Annotated in this window: 17 protein-coding genes; 5 read left to right on the top strand and 12 right to left on the bottom strand. The window is 69.4% G+C overall.

The window, feature by feature from the left end:
• Positions 1-2 precede the first annotated feature (2 nt).
• The 3 genes from KY661_RS16670 to KY661_RS16660 are packed head-to-tail and all read right to left on the bottom strand — an operon-like array spanning position 3 to position 3,028.
• The gene (locus tag KY661_RS16670) at positions 3-1,520 is read right to left on the bottom strand and encodes a transglutaminase-like domain-containing protein (protein ID WP_225411125.1); all 1,518 of its coding nucleotides are present in this window, start codon (positions 1,518-1,520) and stop codon (positions 3-5) included.
• A gap of 40 nt (positions 1,521-1,560) precedes the next feature.
• On the bottom strand, positions 1,561-1,929 hold the full coding sequence (locus KY661_RS16665) for a GNAT family N-acetyltransferase (protein WP_225411124.1): 369 nt from the start codon (positions 1,927-1,929) through the stop codon (positions 1,561-1,563).
• A complete protein-coding gene (locus KY661_RS16660; protein ID WP_317987268.1) occupies positions 1,904-3,028 on the bottom strand; it encodes a D-alanine--D-alanine ligase family protein in 1,125 nt (374 codons plus the stop codon). Before KY661_RS16660 ends, KY661_RS16665 begins: the two co-directional genes overlap by 26 nt.
• Before the next feature lie 105 nt (positions 3,029-3,133).
• Between KY661_RS16660 and KY661_RS16655 the strand changes: the two genes are divergently transcribed.
• Complete coding sequence (locus tag KY661_RS16655; protein WP_225411122.1) at positions 3,134-4,426, top strand: HD domain-containing protein; 1,293 nt, start codon at positions 3,134-3,136, stop codon at positions 4,424-4,426.
• The gene (locus KY661_RS16650; protein ID WP_225411121.1) at positions 4,423-5,937 is read left to right on the top strand and encodes an MBL fold metallo-hydrolase; all 1,515 of its coding nucleotides are present in this window, start codon (positions 4,423-4,425) and stop codon (positions 5,935-5,937) included. The genes KY661_RS16655 and KY661_RS16650 overlap by 4 nt, the downstream gene beginning before the upstream one ends.
• Positions 5,938-5,949: 12 nt before the next feature.
• Here the strand turns inward: KY661_RS16650 and KY661_RS16645 are convergent, their stop codons facing one another.
• From KY661_RS16645 to KY661_RS16620, 6 genes are all read right to left on the bottom strand, one after another.
• Positions 5,950-6,777, bottom strand: a complete 828-nt coding sequence (locus KY661_RS16645; protein ID WP_225411120.1) for a PPK2 family polyphosphate kinase — start codon at positions 6,775-6,777, stop codon at positions 5,950-5,952.
• Positions 6,778-6,836: 59 nt separating this feature from the next.
• Positions 6,837-7,718 (bottom strand): RNA polymerase sigma factor RpoH, encoded by an 882-nt coding sequence (gene rpoH, locus KY661_RS16640; protein WP_075007551.1) that lies wholly within the window; start codon positions 7,716-7,718, stop codon positions 6,837-6,839.
• Between the two features lie 207 nt (positions 7,719-7,925).
• Complete coding sequence (locus tag KY661_RS16635; RefSeq protein WP_225411119.1) at positions 7,926-8,636, bottom strand: hypothetical protein; 711 nt, start codon at positions 8,634-8,636, stop codon at positions 7,926-7,928.
• 75 nt (positions 8,637-8,711) lie between these two features.
• Positions 8,712-10,568: an FTR1 family protein gene (locus KY661_RS16630; protein ID WP_225411118.1), complete on the bottom strand. Its 1,857-nt coding sequence runs from the start codon at positions 10,566-10,568 to the stop codon at positions 8,712-8,714.
• Between the two features lie 93 nt (positions 10,569-10,661).
• Entirely contained in the window at positions 10,662-11,144 is a 483-nt protein-coding gene (locus tag KY661_RS16625) for a dihydrofolate reductase (protein ID WP_225411117.1), read from the bottom strand.
• Positions 11,141-11,935: a thymidylate synthase gene (locus tag KY661_RS16620; protein ID WP_225411116.1), complete on the bottom strand. Its 795-nt coding sequence runs from the start codon at positions 11,933-11,935 to the stop codon at positions 11,141-11,143. Before KY661_RS16620 ends, KY661_RS16625 begins: the two co-directional genes overlap by 4 nt.
• Positions 11,936-12,000: 65 nt before the next feature.
• Here KY661_RS16620 and KY661_RS16615 point away from each other — a divergent pair, with 65 nt between their 5' ends.
• The gene (locus KY661_RS16615) at positions 12,001-12,561 is read left to right on the top strand and encodes a cob(I)yrinic acid a,c-diamide adenosyltransferase (RefSeq protein WP_075007556.1); all 561 of its coding nucleotides are present in this window, start codon (positions 12,001-12,003) and stop codon (positions 12,559-12,561) included.
• Between the two features lie 37 nt (positions 12,562-12,598).
• The gene (queG, locus tag KY661_RS16610; RefSeq protein ID WP_225411115.1) at positions 12,599-13,618 is read left to right on the top strand and encodes a tRNA epoxyqueuosine(34) reductase QueG; all 1,020 of its coding nucleotides are present in this window, start codon (positions 12,599-12,601) and stop codon (positions 13,616-13,618) included.
• A 9-nt stretch (positions 13,619-13,627) separates the two neighbouring features.
• Here the strand turns inward: queG and KY661_RS16605 are convergent, their stop codons facing one another.
• The gene (locus tag KY661_RS16605) at positions 13,628-14,143 is read right to left on the bottom strand and encodes a hypothetical protein (RefSeq protein WP_225411114.1); all 516 of its coding nucleotides are present in this window, start codon (positions 14,141-14,143) and stop codon (positions 13,628-13,630) included.
• Between the two features lie 133 nt (positions 14,144-14,276).
• Between KY661_RS16605 and KY661_RS16600 the strand changes: the two genes are divergently transcribed.
• Positions 14,277-15,326, top strand: coding sequence for a YihY/virulence factor BrkB family protein (locus KY661_RS16600; RefSeq protein ID WP_225411113.1), 1,050 nt, complete (start codon positions 14,277-14,279; stop codon positions 15,324-15,326).
• A gap of 7 nt (positions 15,327-15,333) precedes the next feature.
• Here KY661_RS16600 and KY661_RS16595 read toward each other — a convergent pair whose 3' ends face one another.
• Both KY661_RS16595 and KY661_RS16590 read right to left on the bottom strand, forming a co-directional pair.
• On the bottom strand, positions 15,334-16,158 hold the full coding sequence (locus KY661_RS16595) for a M48 family metallopeptidase (protein ID WP_225411112.1): 825 nt from the start codon (positions 16,156-16,158) through the stop codon (positions 15,334-15,336).
• 180 nt (positions 16,159-16,338) lie between these two features.
• Positions 16,339-16,938: a superoxide dismutase gene (locus KY661_RS16590; protein ID WP_075007561.1), complete on the bottom strand. Its 600-nt coding sequence runs from the start codon at positions 16,936-16,938 to the stop codon at positions 16,339-16,341.
• Between the last annotated feature and the right edge of the window lie 107 nt (positions 16,939-17,045).

Raw genomic sequence — 17,045 nt, 5'->3', positions numbered from 1 at the left:
GGCTACGGCTTCACGGGGGTGGAAGGCTTGTCCTTCACTTCCACCACCTTGAGCTGGCCGATGAGCGGCGTGATCTCCGCGTTGCCCTCGCGGCCCACGCCGAAGTGCGTCGCGTCCGCCACGGGCTGGTTGAACGTCGGGTCCATCTGCGTCCACTCGCCCACGTAGGCTTCGATCCACTCGTGCCAGTAGAACGCGGGCACCCCGTCATCGTTCACCATGTAGACCACCCCGTCCACCCGCCGCGCCGGAATCCCCGCCGCGCGCAGCAGCGCCACCGCCAAGAGCGAGTGCTCCGTGCAGTCGCCCTTCTTCTGCCGCAGCACGTCCGTGGCCCGGTCCGCGCTCGCCCCGTAGTCCTTCGCCAGGTTCGTGGCCACCCAGGTGACGATCTTCTTCGACGCCGCGTACGCGTCCTTCTCCGTGCCCACCAGCGTCTTGGCCAGCTTGCGGATCTCCGCGTTGTCACTCTCGACGATGATCGTCGCCTTGAGGTTCTCCCCGCCGTCCGGATCCGCCACCGGCAGCGGCTTGAGGTTCGCGGGCTTCGGGAAGTCCGACAGCAGCGTCACCTCCACGCGCCCCTCCGGCAGCTTCACGTACTTCTGCCGGTAGCTGTCCTGCTGGAACTTCTCCGGCAGCCCCGTCATCACCAGCACCGCCCGGCCCGGCACCGCCCGCGCTTCCACAGGCAGCTTCTTCGGCAGCACGATGCGCGTGAGGCCAAACACCTCCACCACGTCCAGCCGCTTGGCCACCGCCTCGGTCTCGGCCCGCGCCTTCATCGTCTGGCCGAAGTCCACCTCCACCATCTCCCCGTCCTCGGTGAAGTAGGCCGTCACCGGCACCTTCTCCTTCTCGGAGATCGTCTGCGCCCGGCTCAGCCGCACCTTCACCCCGCGCACCATCCGCTCCTCGGCGGGCTCCGTCGTGGTGGTGACCTTGTAGCCCTGCAGGTCCGTCCCATCCGTGACGATGCCCTCCACCGCCGCCTTGCGGAAGATGGCCACGCGCGCCTGATCCGCGTCCTCGGTCTTCTCGGCGCTGGCCGCCACCGTCAGCACCTCGTCGGGCTGGCCGGGCCGCTTGCGCACCACCTTCATGCCGCCCGGCGTGTTGGTGGCCTCCAGCCGCTGCGTGCCGCCATCCCCGCGCTGGTCCACCACGAACGAGAGCATCCGTCCCCCGGGCTTCGCCTCGTACACGCGCTCCTCGCGGTGCACGCGCTCGGAGAGCTTCGTGCCCACGGTGGCCTTGAAGACCAGCTCGGAGACGGCCCGCACCTGATCCTTGCGCCCGGGTACCAACGCCACGTCCGTGAAGAAGTACCCGACCTTCTTGTCCATCAGGTACAGCCCCAGCCACTCGCCCCCCTTGGGGCGGGGCACCTGGAGCACATCCGAGACGGTTTGAGGGGCCGCCGCGCGGGCGGCGGAAGCGGGTGCCTGGGCCAGCACCGGGGCCGCGCTCAGCAGCGCGGCGGTGAGCAGCCAGAGGGCGTGGGAACGGGAGCGGGTCATCACTCCCTCTTAACGGATGTGCGGCGGTTTTGTTCGCGGATTAGAGCCGCTTGGCCAGGACGATCAGGTCGTCCCCGGCCTTGTAGAAGTCCCGGAACCGGGACTCTTCCTTGTACTTCATGGAGGCGTAGAAGCCGCGCGTGGGGCCATAGGCCTCCGTGGCGCTCGTCTCCACACGGATGATGCGGGCCCCGCGCCGCCGCATGTCCCCTTCCATGCCGGAGATCAACGAGGCGCCCACGCCCTGGCCCCGCACCGTGGGGTCCGAGGCAATCCAATACAAGTCGTACGTCCCCTCGGTCATCGGCGTGGGGCCGTAGCACACGTAGCCCACGATGCCCCCGGCGCCGTCCCGGTCCGCCACGAGGATGGTGTAGTCGGGGTTATTCGGCGTGAGCGCGAGGTCCACCAGCTCGATGGCGCACTGGACCTCTTCCGGCGAGAACGTTTCGATTCGGCGGATCAGCCCGGCGAGTGGTTCCCGGTCCTTTGCTTCGATGGGACGGATTTCCATGGGTCCTTTCCAGAGCGATCTCCACCAAGCGGTTGGCCAGGGCGGGATAGTCGATGCCAGCCGCCGCGGCGGCCTTGGCGAATCCCGCACCGGGGTGGAGATCGCAGTTGGGGTTGATGTCGATGACGTACGGCACGCCATCGGCAGAGACGCGCAGGTCTACGCGCCCGTAGTCCTGGCAGTCCAGCGCCGAGAAGGCCCCCACGGCGGTCTGAATCAGCCGCTCTTCGAGCGCGGTGTCCTCCAGCCGGCACAGCGCGGAGGTGCTGTCGCGGCACTCGGGCGATTCTGTTTCCCACTTGGCTTTGTAGGAGACGATGTTGGGCCGGTTCTCGAAAGCCTGGCCGAAGTGGATCTCCGTCAGAGGAAGCGCCCGGCGCGGCGCGTTGCCCAGCAGCGGCACATAGATTTCCCGGCCCTGGATGAACTGCTCCACGAGCGCGGGCTGGTGGAAGGTGCTCAACACGGCGCCGGCCGCCCGGGCCAGCTCCGCCGGCGTGTGCACCACCGAGTCGAAGTCCACGCCCATGCTGGCGTCCTCGTGCGCGGGCTTGACGATGAGCGGGTAGGGCAGGTCCACCGCCTTCACGTCCTCCAGCCGCTGCACCACCGCGAAGGCCGGGGTGGAGATTCCCCGGGCGCGCAGCAGCTCCTTGGCCTTGGGCTTGTGCAGCGCCAGGCCCAGCGAGAGGGCAGACGAGCCGGTGTAGGGCAGCCCGAGCATGTCCAGCAGGCCCGGGACGATGATTTCCCCCCGGCTGTCGGCCGCCAGGGACTCGCACAGGTTGATGACCAGGTCCGGCTGCAGCTGGCGCAGGGTGTCCACGAAATCCAGCCGGTTTCCCTCGACGGCGAGCGGCTCGGCGTGTGTGGTGCCCCGGGTCAGCGCCTCGCACAGAAAGGCGGCCACGCGCATCACATCCTCACGGGCCTCCCTTCCTGGGTCTTCCTCGAGAAGGTCGTGGTCGCGGTTATGCAGGATGACGATGTGCATTCGTATTGGGACAGAAGGGTTAGCACGTCCCCCCGGACGATCCCAGTCCATGGCCGTGCCGATTGACTGCCTGCTTAGGGTATCCAGGAGTATGGAAAGGGAACCATGCGGATTCGCGACCCCATTCACGGCACCATCTCCGTGAGCGGCCCGGAAAAGGCCATCATCGACAGCCGCCACTACCAGCGGCTGCGCCACGTACGCCAACTGGGCTTCGGGGACCTGGCATTCCCCGGCGCCACCCACACCCGGCACGCCCATTCGCTCGGGGCCATGCACGTGGCGTCCCGGCTGTTCGGCGCCGTGGCGGAGCGCTCGGAGCTGCCCGAGGACGTGCGCTCCCGCTTCCACACCGCCGTCCGGCTGGCCGTGCTGTGTCATGACCTGGGCCACATGCCCCTGTCCCACGCCTCCGAGCGCATCGCGCCGCCCCGGGCCACGCTGCGGCTGCCGGCTTGGCTGGACGCCACCGCCGAGGGGCCCCAGGCCACCCACGAGGATTTCACCGCCAAGATTCTGCTCGACAGCTCGCTCACGCCCCTCATCGAGAAGCACTTCGGGCCGCTGGGCATCCGGGCGGATGCGGTGGTGGGGCTCATCACCGGTGCCCGGTCCCCCAAGGATCCGGGCTTCACCCACCGGGGGGTGGACTGGACGCCGCTGTTGCGCGCCATCGTCTCCGGGGAGCTGGACGCGGACCGGATGGACTACCTGCTGCGCGACTCCTTCTATACGGGGGTCAACTACGGCCGGTACGACTTCGATTGGATCATCTCCAACCTGAACCCGGCGGTGAAGGACGGGCGGGCCTACCTGGCGCTGAGCCGGGCCGCAGCGTTCGCCTTCGAGGACTTCCTGCTCAGCCGCTACCACATGTTCGTGTCGGTCTATTACCACCACACCTCGGTGAACTTCGACCACATGCTGCAGCGCTACTACGAGGAGGCGCCGGGGGAGTTCGAGATTCCGGCGGATCCGGAGGAGTTCCTGCTCAGCGACGACGCGGCGCTCTGGTACACGCTGCGCCGCTCGAAGAACCGGTGGGCCGAGCGCATCTCCATGCGGCGGGGCTTCAAGCTGCTGGCGCAGTTCACCGAGCGCGACGCGGGCTATGACATGGACGTGCTGCGCAGCGCGCTGGTGGCGGGCCAGTTCGAGCACTACATCGTCGAGTCCCGGGGCGTGCTCTCCAAGTACTTCGCGGAAGGCGAGCGCGGCCCCAGTCTCTTCATCGTGGATGTGTCCACGGGGCGGCTCACCGAGGTGGCGCGCTACACGCCGCTCTACCAGCGCTACAGCGGCTCGGTGCGGCTCACGCGCATCTACGTGCGGCCTGATCAGGTGGAGCCGGCGCGCACCTTGATGGGACGGCTCCTGGGACAGGGGGATGAGTCATGAGCGAGGCGATTCGAGGCATGCCCCCCCCGCCGCCGGCGGCCCGTCCGCGCCCGGCGGCCGTGGTGACGCTGTACCGGCGGGTGGGCGCGCGGCTGGAGGTGTTCTGGGTCAAGCGCGAGAAGGCGCTGAGCTTCGCGGGCGGCTTCTACGCGTTCCCGGGCGGGAAGGTGGACGCGGCGGATGCGGCGGTGCCGGTGCGGGGCGCCTCGGGAGAAGAGGCCGCCGCGCGCGTGGCCGCCGCCCGGGAACTGTTCGAGGAGACCGGGGTGCTGGTGGCCGAAGGCGCGGAGGCGGTGCCCGCGGAGCGGCTGAAGCAGTGGCGCCAGGAATTGCTGTCGGGCCAGCGCCCCTGGGGGGAGCTGCTGGCGCGGGAGGGGCTGGGGCTCCGGGCGGAGGACTTCGTCCCGGCGGGCCGGTGGATCACCCCCGCGTTCATGCCCGTGCGCTTCGATGCCCGGTTCTTCGCGGTGGAGATGCCGCCCCACGCCCAGGCGGAGATGTGGCCGGGGGAGTTCACCGAGGCGGCCTGGGTGGCGCCCGCCGAGGCCCTGGCCCGCTGGGAGCAGGGCACGGCCCTGCTGCACACCCCCAACCTCTACGCGCTGAAGGTCCTGAACCAGCCGGGACCGATGGAGGCGATGGCCGAGCGCCTGGCCTCGCCCCCGCACTGCTCGGAGTTCATCACCCGGCGCATCGAGTTCCAGCAGGGCGTCCGGGTGGTGGCCCTGGAGACGCCCACGTTGCCGCCCGCCACGCACACCAACACGTACGTGCTGGGCAATGGCGAGCTGCTCATCGTGGATCCGGGGGCGGGGGATTCCCGCGAGTACGGCAAGCTGCTGGAGCTGATGGCCTCGATGAAGGAGGAGGGGCTGCGGCCCGTGGCCGTCTTCCTCACCCACCACCATGGGGACCACATTGGCGGGGCCCGGGCGGTGAAGGAGGCGCTGGGCATTCCCCTGTGGTGCCACGCGCGCACGGCGGACCACCTGGACTTCGCCGCGGACCGGCTGCTGGAGGAAGGCGAGGTGCTGGAGCTGGCGGGCACGCCGCCCCAGCGCTGGCGCGTGTTGCACACGCCGGGGCATGCCCGGGGGCACCTCACCCTGGTGGATGAGCGGAGCCATGCCGCGGTGGTGGGGGACATGGTGGCCGGCGTGGGCACCATCGTCATTGATCCGCCCGAGGGAAACATGCGCGACTACCTGGCGCAGCTCGCGCGGCTCCGGGACTGGCCGGTCACCACGCTGTACCCCGCGCACGGCGTCCCCATCCCCGATGGGCCGGGCAAGCTTCAGGAGTACATCGGCCACCGCGCGGCGCGCGAGGCCCGCATCCTGGAGGCCGTGCCCGCCTCCGGCGTCTCCCTGTCCCAAGTGGTGGAGCGCGCCTACGCGGACACGCCCCCCTTCCTGTTCCCGGTGGCCGAGCGCAGCGCGCTGGCCTCCCTGGAGAAGCTCACGGACGAGGGGAAGGTCCGGGTGGAGGCGGGCCAGTACTACCGCGTGTAGCGCGCCCGGCGCTCACTTCTTCTGGCGGTACTGGGCGAGCTCTTCCTTCTTGGCCTCGCCCACCGCGTCGAGCTGGGCCTGCCAGGCCTTGCGGTAGGGGCGCAGGGCCTCGGCGATGGCGCGCGCCAACACGAGGTTGCGGTACCACTTGGCGTCCGCCGGCACGAGGGTCCACGGCGCCGTCTTCGTCGACGTGCGGGACAGGGCGTCCTCGTACGCCTCCGTGTAGCCGTCCCAGTGGTCGCGGTCCTTCCAGTCCCCGGCGTTGATCTTCCAGGCCTTCCGCGGGTCCTGCTCGCGCTTGAGCAGCCGCTTCTCCTGCTCCTCGAGGCTGATGTGGAGGAAGAACTTGAGGACGATCGTGCCGTGCTCGGCCAGCAGCTCCTCGAAGTCGCGGATGTGGCCGAAGCGCTCCTTCCAGACCGGCTTGGGCACCAGCTTGTTCACGCGCGCGACGAGCACGTCCTCGTAGTGCGAGCGGTTGAAGATGGCGAATTCGCCCTTTCGGGGCGCATGGCGATGAACGCGCCAGAGGAAGTCGTGATCGAGCTCTTCCTGGGTGGGCGCGCCGAAGGACGTCACGTGGACGCCCCGAGGGTTGAGGCAGCCCACCACGTGGTTGATCGCCCCGTCCTTGCCCGCCGTATCCCGGCCTTGGAGGACGACCAACACGGAGTTCCGCCGTGCGCCCCAGAGCAGGTCCTGCAGGTCGAAGAGCTCCTCGCAGAGCGCTCCGAACTCCGCCTGGACCTTCTTCTCGGTCAGCCCCTTGGGGGGCTGCTCCGGGTAATCCGACAGCCGGACCTTCTGGCCCGGCTTGTTCAACGTGAGAGCGGTCATGACCCGTGGCATACCCCGCCCTTCGCGGGGGATGAACGGATCTTCCCGGCGCGTGTGCGCTAGCCCACCATCGCGGCCTGGCCCTCGCCGACTTCGGCCATCAGGGAGGCCAGCTCGGCCTTGAGCTTGTCCTTGGCGCGGATCTCCAGCTGGCGGGCGCGCTCGCGCGAGAAGCCGAAGTGCTCGCCCAGCTCGCTCAGCGTCATCTCCGTGTCGCTCATCACGCGCTTCTCGATGATGAAGCGCTCGCGCGGGTCCAGCCGCTGCAGGGCCTGCTGGATGCGGTTGCGGGCCAGGTCCGCCTCCTGGCGGTCGGCGACCTCATCGGCCTGGGAGACGGCGTCGGAGGCCACGAAGTCCATGTGCGTCGCGTCGCCGTCCTCGCCCATGGGGGCGTCCAGGGACAGATCGCGCCCGCCCATGCGCTGCTCCATCTCGCGCACTTCCGAGGCCTTCACGTTGAGCTTGCGGGCGATCTCCTCGGCGTTGACGATGTTGCCGTCCGTGTTGCCGAGCTTCTCCAGCTCGCGGCGGGTGCGCGCCAGGGCGAAGAACAGCCGGCGCTGCGCCTGGGTGGTGCCCAGCTTCACCAGCGACCAGTTCTTGAGGACGTAGCCCTGGATGTAGGCGCGGATCCACCACACCGCGTAGGAGATGAGGCGGATGCCCTTGTCCGGATCGAACTTCTGCACGGCCTTCATCAGGCCGATGTTCGCCTCCTGGATGAGGTCGCTCATGCGCAGGCCGTAGGAGCGGTACTCGTAGGCAACCTTCACCACGAAGCGCAGGTTGCTCGTCACCAGCCGGTGGCCCGCCTGGAGATCTCCCTGACGGAAGCTCCGAGCCAGTGCCTGCTCCTCCTGCTGGGTCAGCAGCGGGTACTGGTTGATCTCCGAGAGGTAGGTCGAGAGGGAGTCGGTCGAGGTGAGAGAGGCCTGCATGGTGTCTCCTAGGGGGTGGAGGACGCTTGGAACCGCTGCGACTGCACGCAGGATCTGTTTAGCAAGGGGGGTGCCAACGCCTATGAAGTGACGTTTCCCCATGAATACAGGCACTTGCGTTGGAGAGGCACCATGCTTAGGGGTGGAAACCGGCACTTCTTACAGGGGCCTGGACTGGAGATTCTCGGGTGCTTACTGGCAATCGGTTCAGAACCGGCCCGAGAGCCCGCCCAGGACCCCTCCCCTGGGCAGGGCAGCGAGCGAGGGGACGAGCGAGATGCCTGCCTGGGGGCTGGAGCGCCTCACGCCCGGGAACCAGGTGACGAAGTGGGACAATTCGTACCCCAGGATGGCCCCCACCACGGGGCCCGCGCTCAGCCCGACGATGAGCATCTCGTCGTTCCCACTGGCCAGGCCTCCCAGCAAGCCCGCGCCCGCGCCCGCCACGGTGCCAATGAGGGTGGGCCAGAACTGCCCGCGTCCGTGCAGCAGCTTGCCCGCGCCGGACACCCCCAGGGGCACCCCGAGCAGGGCCCCCGCGCCGCCCACCATGATGAGGGGGACGACGCAGTCCAGGCTGTCGTCGTTGTTGCAGGCGTTGGAGATGAGGCTGGCGCCCACCAGGACGCTCACGGCCCCGATGCCCGCTCCGCTCACCGCCCCCGCGAGCAGCTCCAGCATGATCCGGCCCGCGACGAGGCCGGGGCCGTGCGGCGGCTCGGGCTCCAGCCTGCGGGGAAACAGGGCCGCGGCGGGGGGCGGCGGGACCTCGGGCTCCTCGGGGGCGGAGACGAGCGGGGGAGGCGTCAGCTCCTCCAGCTCCGCCGGGGAGGACGGGGCAGGGGCATCGGTGGGCTGGGCGAGCCCCACGCACGGGGCCAGCAGGGCCAGGCCCAGGGCAAGTCTCAGCAGGAACATGGGGGCCCAGCCTAGCGGGCTTTGCCCCTGCCGGTTCAGGGCTTCCGGGGGAGCCCGGGTGCTTTCCGCGCCCCGTCAGCCCTGGGGGGAGGCCCCAGCCAGCCGCGCGGTCCGGCTCCGGCGGATGAGGAACAGCACCAGGGGGCAGAGGGCCAGCACGAGCTGCGGCATGAACGACACCGCGTCCGGGTAGATGCCCAGCAGCTCCACGGTCACGAAAGGGATGGGCGCCAGCGGCAGCAGGGCGATCTCCTGGAGTGCATGCAGCCCCTTGCCCAGCAGCATCACCGCGGTGGCGACGAGCACCCCCGTGGAGGCCTTGAAGAGCGTCTTCATGGGCAGCTTGTAGCCCACGCGGTGCACGAAGAAGACCAGGGCCACGAGCGCCACGAGGCCCGCGGCGGTGCCCCAGGCCACGCCCGAGGCCGAGTCGAGCGCCAGGCCCTGGAGGAACAGCGCCGTCTCGAAGCTCTCGCGCAGCACCGCGGTGAAGGCGATGGTGAACACGCCCACCGCGCTGCCCCGGCCGAGCGCCCCCTGCATCTTCTGGCGCAGCTCGCCCATGAAGTGGCTCACGTTGGCGCGCGCGTTGAGCCACAGCGCCGCGTACAGGAGCATGGCCACCGCGATGAGCGCCGCCACGCCCTCGAGCAGCTCGCGGTTGGCCCCCGCGAGCAGGTGCTGGCCAAAGAGGAACGCCAGCGCGCCCACGGCGAGCGCGGACACCCACCCGGCGTGGACGACGCGGGCATGGCGCGTGGCCTCCATCTTGCGCAGCGCGGCCAGCAGGGCCGTGACGATGATGGTGGCCTCGAAGCCCTCGCGCAGCAGGATGAACAGGGTGAGCCACACGACGGAGAGGAAGCCCGCCGTGGTGCCGCTGCCCCGCCGCGCCTGGTCCAGCAGCGACAAGAGTTCCCGCCCCTCGTCCTGCAGGTGCGGGCTGCGCTGCTCGGCGGCGAGCCGCGCGTGCATGAAGGCCTCCTCCAGGCGCCGCACCAGCTCCGGGTCCCTCGCGCTCAGCTTCACCTCCACGGGCTCCAGGCCGGTGAGGTACGCATCGAGCAGCGCGTTGCGTGCGCCCAGGAAGTCCCCGGCGGCGCCCTTGCGCAGCGCGTTCTCCACCTCGCCCCGCGCCGTCAGCAGCGAGCGCTCCTCGTCCGCGTCCGGCAGCTTCCGCCGCAGGCAGGACAGGTGCTGCTCGCCGTGCTCCGCCACCAGCTCCGGGTCCGTGGCGGTGGCCAGGCGCTCCAGCGAGGCGCGCGGGGGCTCGCCCTCGCACGGCGGCTGGCGCAGGGTGAAGAGGAAGAAGGCCAGCGACCAGCGCTCCTCCTCGGAGAGCGTGGGGTAGCCCGGCATCGCCGTGCCGGGCACGCCGAAGCTGGTGGTGTTGAAGGCCTTGTAGGGGGTGAGCCCCGCCATCGTCTCCGGATCATGGAAGTTGGCCGGCTGCGGCTCCATCGTCTGGGCGATGGCCACCTGGGCGCGGCCGTCCGCGCCGTGGCAGGAGGCGCAGGCCACCTGGAACAGGCGCTCGCCCTGGGCGAGATCCGGCACCCGGCGCGGGCTGCGGGCCAGGCCCCCCGCGAGCACCAGGTCCTCCACGAGCGAGCCGCAGTCGCGGCTCACGCCCTCCGGGTCCGTGCCCTGATCCACGCGCGCCTTCACCGCCTGGAGCCGGGGCAGGAAGCCCTGCCCGGCGGGGCCCAGCTCCTGCGCGGCCCCCATCGCCTCGGCGATGAAGCTCTTCTGCTCCGTCAGCTCGAACTCGGACTGGGATTCGACGGCGGCCGGGTAATCGGCTTCCAGGTACTGGAGGATGCCCACCAGCCGGTGCCACGTGCGCCCCTCGTCCGCGGCCTCCCCGGCCTGGACCGCCGCGGGAAGTGCGATGAGCAGGAACAATCCCAGGGCGATGGAGGCGCGATTCACACTCTCGTTTGTACCAGCCGGAGGTGTTTCACTCAATTCTGCGAGTCAGACTCAATTCCAGACGGGAAAGGCGCTCCGCGTGCGTCTGCCTGCTCACCGCTCGTAGGTGAGGAAGGCGTGGGGAAGCCCCGCTTCGCCCTCCGCCGGATGGTGCTCCTCGGCGGCGAGCCGCCAGCCCGAGAGGTCCACCTCGGGGAACCAGGTATCGCCCGGGAAGTCCCGTTCGATGCGGGTGAGGTAGAGCCGGTTCCACAGCCCTTGCGTCTGCGCGTAGAGGTCCGCGCCCCCGGCGATGAAGGCCTCGCTGTCGCCGGAAGCCCGCGCGAGCGCCTCCTCCACCGAGTGGACCACCTGGACGCCCGGGGGCGCGTAGTCCCGCTGGCGCGTCACCACCACGAGGGTGCGGCCCGGCAGCGGCCGGCCGATGGACTCGTAGGTCTTCCGGCCCAGGATGAGGGTGTGTCCCATCGTGAGCCGCTTGAAGCGGGCGAGGTCCGCGGGCAGGCGCCAGGGCAGCTGATTGTTCGCGCCAATCACCCGGTTGGCGGCCATGGCGGCGATGGCGGACAGCGTCATACGGCCACGGGGGCCTTGATGGCGGGGTGGGGCTCGTAGTCCTGGAGCGTGAAGTCCTCGTACCGGAACGCGAACAGGTCCTTCACCTCCGGGTTGAGCACCATGCGGGGCAGGGGGCGCGGCTCGCGGGAGAGCTGCGTGCGCGCCTGCTCCACGTGGTTGAGGTACAGGTGCGCATCGCCCAGCGTGTGGATGAACTCGTGGGGGATGAGCCCCGTGGCCTGCGCCACCATCATCGCCAGCAGCGAGTAGGAGGCGATGTTGAAGGGCAGCCCCAGGAAGAGGTCCGCGCTGCGCTGGTAGAGCTGGCAGGACAGGCGCCCGTTGGCCACGTAGAACTGGAAGAGCACGTGGCAGGGCGGCAGCTTCATGGCGGGCAGGTCCGCCACGTTCCACGCGCTGACGATGTGGCGCCGCGACTCGGGGCTCTTGCGCAGCCCCTCCACGAGCACCCGCATCTGATCGATGGACTGGCCCTGGGGCCCGGACCAGGAGCGCCACTGGTGGCCGTACACGGGGCCGAGGTTGCCCTCGGCGTCGGCCCACTCGTCCCAGATGGTGACGCCCGCGGCCTGGAGCGAGCGCACGCTGGTGTCGCCCCGCAGCATCCACAGCAGCTCGTGGATGATGGACTTCACGTGGAGCTTCTTGGTGGTGACGAGCGGAAAGCCCTGGGAGAGATCAAACCGGAGCTGGGGCCCGAACACGCTGAGCGTTCCAGTCCCCGTACGGTCCCCCCGCCTCGTTCCGTCCTTCAGGACGCGGTCTAGCAGGTCCAGGTATTGCCTCATGCTCTTTTGTAGGCATGGGTAGGTGTGAGCGCAAGAAACCGTCCGGCGGAGGTAGAAAGGCGCCCATGAAGATCTACACGAAGAGCGGTGACACGGGAGAGACGGGGCTGTTTGGGGGCGGGCGGGTTCCCAAGGACGATGAGCGGGTGGATGCGTACGGCGAGGTGGATGAGCTGAACGCGACGCTGGGCCTGGCGCGCGGCTTCTCCCCGCCGGCGGACCTGGATGGGCTGCTGCAGCGGCTCCAGGAGCAGCTCTTCACCGTGGGTGCGGTGCTGGCGACGCCCACGGGCACCAAGGCCTCCTCCTATATCCCGGTGCTCCAGGCGGCGTGGGTCGAGGCCATGGAGGCGGCCATCGACGCCTTCGAGGCGGAGCTGCCGAAGATGACGCACTTCATCCTGCCGGGAGGCAGCCAGGCGTCGGGCGCGCTGCACCTGGCGCGCACGGTGTGCCGCCGGGCCGAGCGGCGGGTCATCCCCCTGGTGCGCGAGGGGAAGGTGGCCACGGACGTGGTGACGTTCCTCAACCGCCTGTCGGACCTGCTCTTCGTCATGGCCCGGGTGGCCAACCACCGGGCAGGCGTCGCAGATGTGAAGTGGATACCGGAGAAGCCCACGAAATAGCTTTTCGGGAGGGCGGGGAGGGTAAAAAGGGGGTGTCTTGAGTTCCTTACCGGCCATCGGGTTGCGCCAGCTCGCCGAAGCCGTGGGCTTCGACCTGGTGGGCTTCGCGCGCGCGGAGCCCATCCCCGCCGAGGTGCTCTGCTCGTGGGTGGAGGCCGGCTACGCCGCGGACATGGACTGGATGGGCTCGCGGGCCGCGGAACGGCTCGATGTCCGCCTGCTCCTGCCGGGGGCGAAGACGGTGGTGGCCTTCGCCAACAACTACTACCGGGATGACCCGGAGGCCGTGGACTCGCCCATCGCCCGGTACGCCCGGGGGCGCGACTACCACTCGACGCTGAAGGACCGGATGAAGGCCTTCCGCAAGGCGCTCCAGGAGACGTACCCCGGCGTTGGCACCTACGGCGGCGTGGACAGCGGCCCCATCATGGAGAAGGTGTGGGCGGCGCGCGCGGGGCTGGGCTACGTGGGGAAGAACGGCTGCTTCATCACCGAGCGCTACGGCTCGTGGGTGTTGCTGGCCACGGTCATCCTCGACCGGGAGGTGGATGCCTACGGCGAGGGGCCCGCCGCGGACCGGTGTGGCTCGTGCCGCAAGTGCCTCATGTCCTGTCCCTCGGGGGCGCTGGTGGGCAACGGGCGCGTGGATGCGCGCGCCTGCCTGTCCTACCAGACCATCGAGAACCGGGCTCACGAGGTGCCTGAGTCCTTCCGCGTCATGATGGACAACCTCGTCTTCGGCTGTGACATCTGCCAGGACGTGTGCCCGCTCAACCGCAAGCCCGTCTTCGCCGAGCACGCGCGCTTCGCGCCCCGGGCCGTCGCGGGCCTGGGGGTGATGGAGCTGGCGGGCCTCACCCCCGAGCAGTATGCGCAGCTCATCCCCGGCACGGCGCTCGCGCGGGCGCGCTACGACGGGCTGCGCCGCAACGCCATCTACGCGCTGGGGGCCGCCCGGCAGGAGGAGGCCCGGGCGCTGCTGGAAAAGCTCAGCGAGGAGCCGAGCGAGCCGGTGCGAAGTGCCGCCCAGTGGGCGCTGCGGCAACTGGCCCAGTGAGGGGCAGGCTCAGTCCCACTCGGACAGGTCCTTCTTCTTGGGCGCTGGGGGCTCCTTGGGCGCCTCGGGGCGCTTGGGCTCGGCCTTGGGCGGCGGCGCCGGGGCGGCCTCCTCGCTCAGGGGCTCCAGGGCCTCGTCCTCGGGCTCGGGGGCCTTCGGGGCGGCTTCGGAGGCGCGGTAGACGCCCTTGCGCCCGGTGGGGGCGGCGTCCTCGTCCTGGTCCGAGGCGGAGGAGGACCGTTCCGGAGGCTCCTCCGGCAGCGGGGGCGGAGAGGACACCCGGGAGGGCTCGATGTCGTGCTGCTGCAGGGAGAAGTGCCGCTCCTTGCAGTCGCCAAACGTGGTCTCGCACTTCTGCAGGCACGTTCCGAGCTTCTTGTAGGTGCGCGAGCTGCCGCCGAACTCGATGGTGCAGTCTTCCTTGCAGGCGGTGTGGTCCTCTTTGCAGCGGATGGCCGCGCCGGATTTCTGGGCGGCGGCGGGTCCAGCGAGCAGCACGAGGATCAGCGGGAGAAAGGGGCGCATGACGGCCCCCGAATCTAGCAGCCTTTGAAAAGCCCTCTGGAGAAAGGCGGCGGACAGCGAGGGCTTGGCTGCCCGTCTGCTGCACGAAGGCTTACCCGTCCCCACCTTCATGGCCCTGTTGGAGGGAGGGTGGATGCGACTGTTCAAGCTCAAACACCTCTCGTGGCGTGAGTTCGGCCGGCGGTTCGTCAAGGAGTTCGAGGAGGACACGGTCACCGACTGCGCCGCGCAGCTCTCGTACTACTTCCTCTTCTCGCTCTTTCCGTTCCTGTTCTTCCTCGTCACGCTGGCGGCGTATCTGCCCTTTGCCCATGGGACGGCGGAGGCCATGGTGGAGCGCATCGCCCCGCTGGTGCCGGGGGATGCGTTCTCGCTCATCAACGCGCACCTGAGCGCGCTGGTGAGCCAGCCCCGGCCCAAGCTGCTGACGCTGGGCCTCGTGGTGGCGCTCTGGTCGGCTTCGCGCGGGGTGGATGCGCTGCGCAAGGCGCTCAACCTTGCCTACGACGTGCCGGAGTCCCGGCCCCTGTGGAAGACGCAGGGCGTGGCCATGCTGATGACGCTGGTGGGCACGCTGCTGCTGCCCCTGTCCTTCACGGTGTTCCTGCTGGGGGGCAGGGTGGGCCAGTGGATCGCCGGGAAGCTGCAGCTCATCGACGAGTTCCACGTGGTGTGGTCCTGGCTGCGCTGGCCGTTCACCGCCTCGCTGGTGATGCTGATGCTGGCGCTCTGCTACTACGTGCTGCCGGACGTGAAGCAGCGCTTCAAGTACATCACCCCGGGCTCCATGCTGGGCACGGGGCTGTGGCTGGTGAGCACCTGGGGCTTCACCCAGTACGTGGACACGTTCGGCAACTACAACGTGACGTACGGCTCCATCGGCGGCGTGGTGGTGCTGCTGACGTGGCTCTACATCAGCGGCCTCATCTTCATCGTCGGCGGCGAGGTGAACGCCATCCTGGAGCATGCCTCGCAGGATGTGCGCTCGAAGGCCAAGGGCGCCCGGGCGCCCGGAGAGCCCTCCCCGCTCGAGCCGCCCCTCAAGACGCCCGGGGCGGCCAAGAGCGCCAGCAGCGCGCGCAAGACGCGCTACGCCTTCTGGCGCTGGAAGCGGCGCGTGGCCCGGGGGCTGCCCCCCGAGGCCGATGGGCCCGCGGATCCGCACGGGCCCACCGTGCACTGACCTGCGCTTACGGGCCCTTCAGGCGCTGCTTGATGGGGCCAATGCGGTCGGCGCCCACGTTCGTGCCGCTCAGCCGGTTCTGGCTGATGTACTGCTGGAGGTGCGAGATGCGGTCGGCGCTGGTGGGGTGCGTGCTCAGCCACTTGAGCACGCCGGGCGTCTTGCCCTCCTGCTGCCGCAGCTTGTCGAAGAAGGTGATGAGGCCCTTGGGGTCATAGCCCGTGGCGGACGTGTAGCGCGCGCCGTACTCGTCGGCCTCCGTCTCCTCGCTGCGGCCGTGCGCCAGCTGCGCGCCCGTGCCGGCCAGCTGCGCGGCGATCTGCGCCGCCATGCCCGGGTTCTTGCCCAGCGCCAGCTCGCTCAGCGCCTGGAGGCCGTAGGCGTTCACCATGGCGCGGGCCGAGTGGCGGCCCACCACGTGGCCCGCCTCGTGCGCCAGCACCCCGGCGAGCTCCGCCTCGTTGTCCGCCGCGAGGATGAGCCCCGTGTAGACATAGAGGTAGCCGCCGGGCGTGGCGAAGGCGTTCACCGTCTTCGGATCATTGATGACGAAGACCTGCCACTTCACCCCGGAGCGGTCCTTGTTGGCCGCCCGGAGAATGGGGGTGGCCACGCTGTTCACGTACTGCGTGACGGCCGCGTCCTGGACGTACTGGATTTTCTCTTCCTGTTCGAGCTGCTGCTTCACCTGGGCGCCGAGCTGTTCCTCCTGCTCGTCCGAGATGAGGGTGCGCGCGACGGCCTTCTCCGCCTTGATGCGCTGTGTGGCGCAGCCCGTGGCGAATCCCGCCACGACCGTCAGACCCAGAACCACCGAGAGGATTCGCTGCATAGGTACGCGTCTTCCTTTCCGGCCCGCTTCAACGCGAGGGAGGGGAGGACTCGTAGCCACATGTTGGCGGCACGGCAAGCACGAGGTGCGGGGGCTGGCCGCCATTGCACACGGCCTTCAAGCACCTCTCCCCTGTGAAGGAGAGAGGGCACAGGGCCTCGTGGGGCACCTGGGAACGGCTTACTTCACGTTGAGGCGGGCCTCGGCGGCCTCGTAGTCCACGTTGGAGAAGTACGCATCCACGTACTTGGCGCGCTCGTTGGCCTTGTAGTCCGGCACGAAGGCGTGCTCCCACGCGTCCAGGACGAGGATGGGGATGAAGCCGGCGATGTTGTTGGTCTCGTGCAGGGTGATCCAGTGGTTGGAGAGCCACCCGTTGCGCGGATCCTGGAAGGTGACGGCCCAGCCGATGCCCGGCATGGTGGCCACGGCCTTGAAGTCCGTCAGCCAGTTCTCGAACGAGCCGAAGCTCGCCTCGGCCGCCTTCTTGAACCGCTCGCCCGGCGGGGTGCCACCCGGCTTCATGTTGCCGAAGTAGTACTCGTGCAGGACCATGCCGTTGTACTCGAAGCCCAGCCGGCGCGTCAGCTCCGCGTAGACGGGGTTGGTGCCGGCCGCCTCGCCCTTGGCGGCCAGGCCCGACAGGGTCTCGGTGAGCTTGTTGGCGCGGTTGACATAGCCCTCGTAGAGCTTGAAGTGCGTCTCGAGGACCGCATCGCTGATGCCCTTGAGGCCCTTGAGCTCGGGGAACTTCAGCGGCGTGTACTTCTTCTCGGCCATACTGCCTCCAGATGGAGTGAAAGGATTGAAACGGCGCCCCCCACATAGAAGAAGCGCGGGCTTTTGGCCCGTGGAACTTCACGCGGGTGTGTGCGCTTCAACAAGTA

Source organism: Allostigmatella hybrida, from assembly GCF_020103775.1.
Classification (GTDB): Bacteria; Myxococcota; Myxococcia; order Myxococcales; family Myxococcaceae; genus Hyalangium; species Hyalangium aurantiaca.
Note: the sequence above shows the minus strand (reverse complement) of the source record. Positions and strands in the feature narration are given on the sequence as shown.

What these genes read in the sequence shown, in the direction of transcription:
- KY661_RS16670 (WP_225411125.1), bottom strand. Translation starts at nt 1,520, where the DNA reads ATGACCCGCTCCCGTTCCCACGCCCTCTGGCTGCTCACCGCCGCGCTG.
- KY661_RS16660 (WP_317987268.1), bottom strand. Translation starts at nt 3,028, where the DNA reads ATGCACATCGTCATCCTGCATAACCGCGACCACGACCTTCTCGAGGAA.
- KY661_RS16655 (WP_225411122.1), top strand. Translation starts at nt 3,134, where the DNA reads ATGCGGATTCGCGACCCCATTCACGGCACCATCTCCGTGAGCGGCCCG.
- KY661_RS16650 (WP_225411121.1), top strand. Translation starts at nt 4,423, where the DNA reads ATGAGCGAGGCGATTCGAGGCATGCCCCCCCCGCCGCCGGCGGCCCGT.
- KY661_RS16645 (WP_225411120.1), bottom strand. Translation starts at nt 6,777, where the DNA reads ATGACCGCTCTCACGTTGAACAAGCCGGGCCAGAAGGTCCGGCTGTCG.
- rpoH (WP_075007551.1), bottom strand. Translation starts at nt 7,718, where the DNA reads ATGCAGGCCTCTCTCACCTCGACCGACTCCCTCTCGACCTACCTCTCG.
- KY661_RS16635 (WP_225411119.1), bottom strand. Translation starts at nt 8,636, where the DNA reads ATGTTCCTGCTGAGACTTGCCCTGGGCCTGGCCCTGCTGGCCCCGTGC.
- KY661_RS16625 (WP_225411117.1), bottom strand. Translation starts at nt 11,144, where the DNA reads ATGACGCTGTCCGCCATCGCCGCCATGGCCGCCAACCGGGTGATTGGC.
- KY661_RS16620 (WP_225411116.1), bottom strand. Translation starts at nt 11,935, where the DNA reads ATGAGGCAATACCTGGACCTGCTAGACCGCGTCCTGAAGGACGGAACG.
- KY661_RS16615 (WP_075007556.1), top strand. Translation starts at nt 12,001, where the DNA reads ATGAAGATCTACACGAAGAGCGGTGACACGGGAGAGACGGGGCTGTTT.
- KY661_RS16605 (WP_225411114.1), bottom strand. Translation starts at nt 14,143, where the DNA reads ATGCGCCCCTTTCTCCCGCTGATCCTCGTGCTGCTCGCTGGACCCGCC.
- KY661_RS16600 (WP_225411113.1), top strand. Translation starts at nt 14,277, where the DNA reads ATGCGACTGTTCAAGCTCAAACACCTCTCGTGGCGTGAGTTCGGCCGG.
- KY661_RS16595 (WP_225411112.1), bottom strand. Translation starts at nt 16,158, where the DNA reads ATGCAGCGAATCCTCTCGGTGGTTCTGGGTCTGACGGTCGTGGCGGGA.
- KY661_RS16590 (WP_075007561.1), bottom strand. Translation starts at nt 16,938, where the DNA reads ATGGCCGAGAAGAAGTACACGCCGCTGAAGTTCCCCGAGCTCAAGGGC.